We start from the raw sequence: 8,863 nt of genomic DNA on the forward strand, positions 1-8,863 counted from the left end.
CAACGCCACTTGAGGAATATGCGATGTTCCAGGCATCCACCGTCGATCCCGCGCGTCAGCTACTGCCGTTTCGTCAGTCGTTGCTCGCGATGCTCGGGTTAGCGTTCGTCGCGATGCTTGTCGCGCTCGATCAAACCATCGTCGGTACGGCGATGCCGCATATCGTCGCCGAACTGAGGGGCTTCGATCTTTACGCGTGGGTCGCGACGTCCTACATGCTGGCGTCCGTCATCACGATTCCCATCTTCGGCAGACTCGGCGACCTGTACGGACGCAAGCGTTTTCTACTTGCTGCAATTGCGCTGTTTACCGTCGCGTCGGTGCTGTGCGGATTGGCAAACACCATGCTGATGCTCGTGATCGCGCGGGGCGTGCAGGGTATTGGCGGCGGCATATTGATCGGTACGATCTTTGCAAGCGTGGCGGATCTATTCCCCGATGCGCGATTGCGACTGCGCTGGCTGGTTTTCGTGAGCACCGCGTTCGGCCTGTCGAACATCGTGGGGCCGACTTTAGGCGGCCTGCTGACGCAATATGGCGGCTGGCGGCAGGTGTTCTTCGTCAACGTGCCGATTGGCATCGTGTCGTTCCTCTTTGTGCAGCATTACTTGCCGAACGTTCGCCAGTCTCGCGTGGGTCAACATATTCGCCTCGATTGGCTCGGCGCCATCGTCATTGCGTTGACTTTCGGCGCACTGCAACTGCTGATCGAGTTTCTGCCCGACGACGGAATCACGGCGACCACGTCCAGTCTGGCGGTAATCGCGTTGGGCGGCGCCGTCACACTGTGGTTCTGGGAACGGCGCATGGGCTATCCGATCGTTCCCGTCGACATGCTGGTAGACCGCAAGCTCGCTGCACTGTTCGCGATGTCGCTACTCGGCGGGTTCGGCCTTTTTTCTCTCGTGTTTTACGTCCCGCTGCTGTTTCAGGGCGGTTATGCGATGTCGCCGCACGATTCCGGCATGCTGATTACGCCACTCGTCCTCGGCACGACGATCGGCACCATCGCAAACAACCGAATTGTCACGCGGATCCGGCGTGCGAACATCATCATGTATGTGGGCTTTGCACTGTTTGCACTCGCGAGCCTGTCGGTGCTGGTAATTACCGGCACCGCTCCGCATCTCGTCTGGATGACATGCATGCTGGTCAGCGGACTGGGACTCGGGCTTGTCGGAGCGAATCTGACGATCTTCTCGCAGCAAATCGTTCCACGCGACAACCTCGGCGCGGCGACCGCGTTGCTGCAATCGCTGCGCACATTCGGCGGCATGCTGGGCACGGCCATTACCGGTGCGTTGTTGGGTCAACTGTACGTGCGCGGTGTGCATCGTTCGCTGGATGCGTATCAGGCCACTCAATGGTTCAAGTCTTTCGCGAGCCCGGAATTGTTGATCGACCGGAATGAACAGGTGGCGCTCGTCGGTCGTCTGATCGAAGCAGGCCACGCGGGTGACGCAATGATGGACGCGGCGCGCAACGCACTGGTCGAATCGATTCATGCAGGGATGGCGATTGCGGCGGCGACGGCCATCTTGGGATTGTGCCTCGTATGGTTCGTACCGCCAGTGCGACTGGCCCGTTTTACAGATGACGAAGTGGCAAATGGAGCCGTCGAGCAAAGCAATTAATTCGTTGGCCACGACAATCACCGCACAGGGCTAATCGCCAGAATAGCTTTATCGTCGATACCGGTTGCGTAAAGCGTCTGAGTGGAAGCATTGTCACCAACCTCAACACACCATGCTGCAAACGGAGCGTCGGGACACGCGGCGATCGGCTCCAACGACATTTCTTCTTCCTGAAGCCAACTCGCTCGACGATAGCCGCCGCACGTCACGCGTAATTCCCGGCTAATTCGGCATCCCTACCATGCATAGGCGTACCCACTGGCCAACGCGTTGCCGGCTGGTTGCCTTGTCAGTCTCCGTCATGTCGACGAATTCAATTTTTTATTATGGAGTGTCTTATGAAAACCGCCAAAATCCTGACGGTCCTGGTCTGTTTGGCCATTGCGCAAGCCGCTAGCGCGCAGGAAAACAAAATCAGCCCGGCGAAAATGACCTGCGCCGATTATGTTGCAGTGGACGAGCTCTATCAGCCAGCGCTGGTTTATTGGGTTGCGGGCGTCGACAAACTCGGTATCAAGGAAACCGATACGATCGTGGTCGATACCGCTCATCCGGTCGGCGAGACCGTAGCAGAAGCATGCAATCAGGATCCGCACGCTTCATTCGTGTCGAAAGTCAGGTCCATGATCAAGACAAAACAGATTTCGCCGTTCCAGCACTCTTAACGACGCCGCGTTCCAGCACTGTATTTATCTTCAGAAGACGACAATGCGGGATCTGATCTGCGAACCGATCTCATCCTGTTCTTTTGCTGCCTCGAAACAGATCATCTTCAGTCGCTCCCGACGGAGTTGATCTATACGCAACGCGCACGGCATAGAGAGAGTGAAACGGGTCCGGGCAATTGACGGCACGCATCCCGTAGTCCATTTTCACGGTCCCTTCCCCACTGTTCATTGTCTTCCCCTATCGACAGGAGGCCGCCAGTGACGATTCGTCTGTCAAAGCTGCTGCTGGTGTTGTCGATGGCGTTTCTCGCATCGCTCGTGAGCTTCGGCAATATCACCGACTATGGCAGCAACCTTGAATTCGTCCATCATGTATTCCTGATGGATACTACCTTCCCCGGCAATGCGAACATGTATCGCGCCATTGCCTCGGCCGCCATACAGAACGCGGGCTACGTGCTGATCATTGCGCTCGAGACGCTAACAGCCGGGCTCTGCTGGGTCGGTGCGGTCCTCATGTGGCGCGCGAGGCGATCTCCTGCCCCTGTCTTCAGGCGCGCGACACGTATCGCGCTGGCCGGATTGACCGTGGGCTTCCTGACGTGGCAAGTCGCCTTCAAATCGATTGGCGGAGAATGGTTCGACATGTGGATGTCGACGCAATGGAATGGGGAGGAAAGCGCCTTCCGGTTCTATACAACGTTTCTCCTCGTTCTGATCTTCGTGAGCCTTCATAACGACGACCTCGAAGCCTGACGAGCAGTTACCGATTCAATTCCTGAACCAGCACGGTTCGGATACGATGGCTCAGTTACGGATCCGGCAATCCGCCGGATTGAGATCCGGACGTACTTTCTTCTTTGCCAACTCCATCTTTCGTGGGGAGCGCCACATGCGCATCGCCGACGTTCTGCAGACATCTCGCGACGCCGCCTTCGCACTAGGCCGCGAATGTGCAGCGTGGAAGCCGTCTGCCGAACGCGCGCTGCTTGGCGTCAACGCGATGCTCTCCGTGCTGCTCTCAGTTGCGCTAGCGCACATGCTGCATCTCGCCGACACGTGGTGGGTCGCAATCAGCGGCTTTGCCGTCATGCAGACGCATTTTGCGGCATCACTCGAACGCGCATTGCACCGTGTCCTCGGGACGATCATTGGCGCATTGCTTGGCGCGCTCGTGGGCCCGCTGATTGGCGCGCAACCCTGGTTCTTCATACCGGTGGTGGGCGTGATCGGCGGCTTCACCGTTTATCGTGCGAACACGGGAAGCGCATCGTACGCGTGGGTACTAGGTGGCGTGACAGCGATCATGGTCACGTATGAAGCGCACCAACTCCTCGCGTTCCGTGCGACCGCTTCGTTTGCACTGCTCCGGGTTATCGATGTGTGCGTCGGCGTGTCCGCCTGCGTCGCGGTATCGGGCGCGCTCCGCCTCGGCCAGCAGTGGTATCGGCGACATCGGCCCGCGCAGGAAACCGCATCTGCGGCGGGTGTGGCGGGTGTGGCGGCGCAAGCCAACCAGTTTTCCGTCGAATCGATGCGCCTGACCTATGCGGAAGCGGCTGTGCAGGCCGGATTCGCGATCGCGATATGCGCAGCGTTCGCCTATATGTTGAAGCTGCCCACTCTCGCACAGGCGCTCGTGACGATAATCGCTGTATTGATTCTGCCGCCATCGGGCATTGCTGATCTGAACAAGCCGATCGCCGTGAAGATGGTCCAGCGCATCATCGGATGCCTTCTTGCGGGAGCCATTGGCGTCGCACTTCTGCCGCTGTTGCATGGGCGTGAAATTCCCTGCCTGGTTGCGCTGTCGGCGGGGGTATGGGTAGGGTGTCATGTGCAGACCGGAGCACGAGGCGCGAGTTATATCGGCCGCCAGTTCACCATTGCATTCATTATGGTCTTCGTCCAGGACAAAGGCTGGTCTGGCGACCCGGGCATGGCCATGTCGCGCCTCGCGGGTATTGTTGGCGGGATCGTGATCCTCGCTGCTGTGATGCTTGTCGCGAACCGACTTCTGTTCCGTTCACGTGTGAGTATCTAGCATCGCTCACGTGGCTCGGCGGCATCGATACCGCTGCGTCACTGCGAGCGCAGACGTGGACAGGATCGGTAAGCCCGTCTGCATTCAGCGCGCCCTCCTGAGCTGAAACCAGCCGCAGGTCTCGACGTCCACGCATCCGTCATCGCGGACAACTCCGCTCATACCACGCCGGCGTCGGCGAATTGCCTGTGCAACCCTGACGTCTCCTGGCTCAGCGGCGCACCGCTTTGCAAAATCCGTGTCACTGCTGCGCGGTCCACTTTGCCTTGCTCGGTGAGCGGCACATAGTCGACCACGCAGATATGCACCGCGTGGCTGACGCATGTGCCCAAAGCGTCTTCGAGCGCACGTGTGCATCGTGCAACGTCAATGTCCCGGCCCGCCCATGGCTCGACAGCGACGCTCCAGCCACCGTCTACCGCATCGGTTCCGGCAGCAAAAGCCACGGCATAGCGAACCTCGGGCAACCGGCACAAGATCTCTTCAATCAACGTAGGACCGACCATGCGGCCGCCCATGTCTGCAACGTCGCTCGCACGGCCCAAAACCCACAGGTTGCCGTCCGCGTGAATGAACCCAACGTCGCCGGTCAGGCACCCTCCGTCCTGGAACTTCAGCGCGCTTTCGAGTTCCTGATGGTAATAACCTTGAGCGACCGCTGCGGACCTCACCTCGATTCGTCCGCATTCTCCGTTGCGCGCGAGGGTTCCATCGTCGCGCCGCAGACGAACCTCGACGCCGGCCCGGATGCGACCCGCGCACGCCAGCGGGTTCAGGGTGACGTCGCAGGCATTCGCGGGCAACACGCTGACCATGCCCGCCTCGCTCGCGCCATACATGTGCGTGAGCACCGGCCCCAGGCGGGCGACCGCGCGACGCAGAAGCACGTTGGGCGCAGATCCGCCGATGTGCGCAATGGAGCGCAGCGTGGAAAGATCACGTCGGCGGACATCCGGGTGATCCATGACCTCGAAGAGTTGCGGCTCAACCAGAAGCACGTCGGTGATGCGCTCCAGTTCAATCGCGGCAAGCGTGGCCGCTGGGTCGTAGCGCGGCCTGAGGACAACCACGCCACCGCCGATGAGCGTCGTGTCGACCAGCACTTGCGACAGATAAGCGAGCGGTCCATTGACAAGCTGGCGCCGGTCTTTACAGCATGGCCCGCAGACCATGGCCGAGTATGCGGCGAAGGACCGCCTGCTGCCTTTGGGTACCCCGGTCGTGCCGCCCGACGAGACGATCACGGCGAGGTCGCCGGGTTGGGTGCAACTGGGCAGCGGCAATTCGGATTGCGCCTGTGCCAGCTTGTCGAGGCGCCTGGCCGTTGGACCGGTGCTCACATAGATAGCGTCCGCCTTCGCCGCGTCGGGAACGAGATGCGCGGTGGTCGGAAAGGCGACTAACAGCGAAGGGCGGATTCTTTCGAGCAACACGGCGCGGCTCTTTCCATCCTTGAGCGACGGCAGGTACATGGCAGCGGCGCCCAGCAGGTTCGCCGCGTAGCGAATAGCGAGCGCGTCCGGGCAATTCGGCGCGAACAGCGCGACGACCGAATCCCGTCCGATGCCGAGCAATGACAACGCCCGCGCGTAACGATAGATCGCGCGACGCAACGAGTCGCCCGTCACATCGTCCCGCTGATAGCGCAATACCGGATGATGCGCCCGTTTTTGCAATTGATCGAGCAACTCGTCGATGTAGGGCAGATAGGCTGCCGGTGCGCTGTATTCCATGATCGCCTCTCGCGTGGTGAGAATGGGTCGAGGATGCGAGCAGCCGGCTATATCCATCGTGCCGTGGCTCGACGCCTGAACGCCTTGACGCGCATGGTGCGCGAGAAGAATGAGGAGCGAATTAGCGTGGTCGCTCGTCGTAAAACAGCGATGGCCATACTCCAGCGTGCCAAACACGTAGCGCACTTCGGATCGGCCCACGAATTACTGCTGTCTGCGATGGCGTGAGCGAACAGGCCTTCAGCCGAGGGCGCGGCCAGCATGTGCGTCTGGTACGCACTCTGGTATGCCGCGGCGGCCGCCGGATGGCTTACATCGCTCGACCGCTAACAGAAATGTTTGAGAAAATCGTCTGTTTGCCGTTTTGGCCATCGCTGATAAACAGCGGAAAACGGCCTTTTCAGCAGGTCGTTGTTCCACCCGCAAGGGACGTGGATACGTGTCCAGAATGATTCGCCGCCTGCTCGATAGCACGGTTTGTGCGATCATCCCTTAATTTCCGAAATTTCAAACCCGAGAAGTCGGATGCTGGCTCGTCTCACGTCCGGTCGCGCGAACTTACGCCGACCCGCTTTCGCAGACAATGGCATCCGATTGGGGTGCGTAACACCCTAAATGAATGCATTTGCGGGGCTTGCCCCGCCAAGTAATAGTTACCGAGGAGAATTAGCAGCATGGGAGTGCCAATTTCACAGGCATGGACGGTCGCCAGTTACGTCCTGAAGCAAAAGTTGATGCGGCGGAGCCGGTATCCGCTCGTCCTGATGCTCGAACCGCTCATGCGCTGCAATCTGGCGTGTGCGGGGTGCGGCAAAATCCAATACCCGGCGCACGTTTTGAAATCGCAACTCACGCCGGAGCAATGCTTCAAGGCTGTCGAGGAATGCGGTACGCCGATGGTCGCGATCCCGGGTGGCGAGCCGCTTCTGCATCCGCAGATGCCCGAGATCGTCGCCGGCCTCGTCGCGCGCAAAAAGTACGTGTACATGTGCACGAACGCGTTGCTGCTCGCGAAGCAACTCCATCTGTTCAAGCCGAGCAAGTATCTGTCGTTCTCGGTCCACGTCGACGGCCAGCGCGATCACCACGATTTCGCGGTGTGCCGTGAAGGCGGTTACGACATCGCGATGGAAAGCGTTCGTGCGGCGGTCGCTGCGGGTTTCCGCGTCACCACCAATACGACGCTGTTCGACGGTGCAGACCCGAACAGCGTGCGCGCGCACTTCGACGAAATGATGACGGCGGGCGTCGAAAGCATGATGGTGTCGCCGGGCTACACGTATGACAAGGCCCCGGACCAGAAGCACTTCCTCGGCCGCGCACGTTCTAAGAAGCTGTTCCGCGCGATCCTGTCGAACCGGAAGAAGAGCTGGCGCTTCAATGCGTCGCCGATCTTCATGGAATTCCTGATGGGCAAGAAGGACCTCACCTGCACACCGTGGGGTATGCCGACGTACAGCATCTTCGGCTGGCAGAAGCCGTGCTATCTGCTTCAGGATGGCTACGCGGACAGTTTCGACGAGCTGATGGAAAGCGTGAAGTGGTCTGAGTACGGCACTGAAAGCGGCAATCCGAAATGCGCGAACTGCATGGTGCACTCGGGCTACGAAGCAAGCGGCGTGAACTACACGTTTGGGTCGTTCAAGGGCATGTTCCAGACGGTCAAGGCGATGCTGTTCGACCGCTATGACGACAAGGGCGCGACTGAAATTCTCGCAGGTTGGAAGAAGACTTCGCACGAAGTGCCGATGGTGTTCGTTCCGACGCCGCCGCGTTCGGACGCCGCCAAGCTGGGTGCAGCAGAAGCTAAGCCCGCGGCGGTCGCCAAGGTCAATCCGGATCAGATGGAAACTGCCGCTGGTACGGAACACGAGCAACTCGAAGGCTGGACGCCGGAACTGACAAGCGAAGCCGAAATTCGCGAGGCGATGGAAAAGGCCTTCGATTATCGCGGTGACGTGACCGTCACCCGCAAGGACGGCTCGACCATTGCGGGTTATCTGTACGACCGTCAATATGGCGCGGCCTTCAAGGACTGCTTCGTCCGCATCATCCCGACCGGCAAGCAGACGAAGGAAGTGATTCCGTATCCGGAGATCCGCGCTATTGCGTTCACTGGTAAAGATACGGCGGCTGGCAAGACCTTCGAAAACTGGGTCAAGCGATACTGGGAAAAGAAAGCCGCTGGCGAGAAGAATATCCAGATCGAGCCGGAATATCTGGGCGATTAAACGGTGTGTGTGAGATGCCGGCGCTGGGTTCAATCAGCGCCGGCAAAACCGGCAGGTCGTGTTGTGCCGGTCTTGGTAGTCATCCAATCGCTCCCGCCAAACAGGAGCACTATCCCCCGCCAACTGTCCGCCTGACAGCCTGATAATCCAGTTAGAAATCCGGGCTGCGCGATTGAGTTCGCGGAAAAGTCGGCGGCAGAATCAAGACGCAAAACTGATCGGCTCTCGGCCATCTGGATGCGTGACGATCGCCATCGGTACGCGGTAAATTTCCTCCAGCGTGTCTGAACGCATCAGATTGACGGCGGTCCCGCTCGTCAGCGATTAACGCGAAGAAATGAAACTCCCTCAGCTTGCCGCCGCGGCGTACAGCGCATGACCGCGAGTGCGTTGTAGGCGCACGGCTTCGACATGGGTTTCGAGCGTATCGTCGATACCAGCGGCGACCACATCGACCGATGCGACGGCCAGAAACGCAAAAACCCCACCTTGTTGGGGTGGGGTTTCTGGACATGCTGGGGAGCCTGACGATTACCTACTTTCACACGGGCAA

At 59.6% G+C, this 8,863-nt stretch carries 7 protein-coding genes; 5 read left to right on the forward strand and 2 right to left on the reverse strand.

Annotated features, from left to right (window positions below; all coding sequences use genetic code 11):
• Positions 1-23: 23 nt before the first annotated feature.
• From LMG28727_RS27105 to LMG28727_RS27120, 4 genes are all read left to right on the forward strand, one after another.
• Positions 24-1,634 (forward strand): MFS transporter, encoded by a 1,611-nt coding sequence (locus tag LMG28727_RS27105; protein WP_201645399.1) that lies wholly within the window; start codon positions 24-26, stop codon positions 1,632-1,634.
• A gap of 338 nt (positions 1,635-1,972) precedes the next feature.
• Positions 1,973-2,299, forward strand: a complete 327-nt coding sequence (locus LMG28727_RS27110; protein WP_201645400.1) for an HdeA/HdeB family chaperone — start codon at positions 1,973-1,975, stop codon at positions 2,297-2,299.
• A gap of 261 nt (positions 2,300-2,560) precedes the next feature.
• Positions 2,561-3,058, forward strand: a complete 498-nt coding sequence (locus LMG28727_RS27115) for a DUF2165 family protein (RefSeq protein WP_201645401.1) — start codon at positions 2,561-2,563, stop codon at positions 3,056-3,058.
• Positions 3,059-3,194: 136 nt separating this feature from the next.
• Positions 3,195-4,346, forward strand: a complete 1,152-nt coding sequence (locus LMG28727_RS27120; protein ID WP_201645402.1) for an FUSC family protein — start codon at positions 3,195-3,197, stop codon at positions 4,344-4,346.
• Positions 4,347-4,504: 158 nt separating this feature from the next.
• Here LMG28727_RS27120 and LMG28727_RS27125 read toward each other — a convergent pair whose 3' ends face one another.
• On the reverse strand, positions 4,505-6,280 hold the full coding sequence (locus LMG28727_RS27125) for a class I adenylate-forming enzyme family protein (protein WP_236592381.1): 1,776 nt from the start codon (positions 6,278-6,280) through the stop codon (positions 4,505-4,507).
• Between the two features lie 473 nt (positions 6,281-6,753).
• On the opposite strand from LMG28727_RS27125, the gene hpnH reads away from it, so the two are divergent.
• On the forward strand, positions 6,754-8,310 hold the full coding sequence (hpnH, locus tag LMG28727_RS27130) for an adenosyl-hopene transferase HpnH (RefSeq protein ID WP_201645403.1): 1,557 nt from the start codon (positions 6,754-6,756) through the stop codon (positions 8,308-8,310).
• 317 nt (positions 8,311-8,627) lie between these two features.
• Here the strand turns inward: hpnH and LMG28727_RS34335 are convergent.
• A partial coding sequence (locus tag LMG28727_RS34335; protein WP_236592383.1) for a hypothetical protein occupies positions 8,628-8,863 on the reverse strand: 236 nt, incomplete at its 5' end.

The sequence above is a fragment of the Paraburkholderia metrosideri genome (genome assembly GCF_904848625.1).
GTDB classification, from domain to species: domain Bacteria; phylum Pseudomonadota; class Gammaproteobacteria; order Burkholderiales; family Burkholderiaceae; genus Paraburkholderia; species Paraburkholderia metrosideri.

Excerpts from the sequence above, each read along its gene's own strand:
- LMG28727_RS27105 (WP_201645399.1), top strand. The coding sequence starts at position 24 with ATGTTCCAGGCATCCACCGTCGATCCCGCGCGTCAGCTACTGCCGTTT.
- LMG28727_RS27110 (WP_201645400.1), top strand. The coding sequence starts at position 1,973 with ATGAAAACCGCCAAAATCCTGACGGTCCTGGTCTGTTTGGCCATTGCG.
- LMG28727_RS27120 (WP_201645402.1), top strand. The coding sequence starts at position 3,195 with ATGCGCATCGCCGACGTTCTGCAGACATCTCGCGACGCCGCCTTCGCA.
- hpnH (WP_201645403.1), top strand. The coding sequence starts at position 6,754 with ATGGGAGTGCCAATTTCACAGGCATGGACGGTCGCCAGTTACGTCCTG.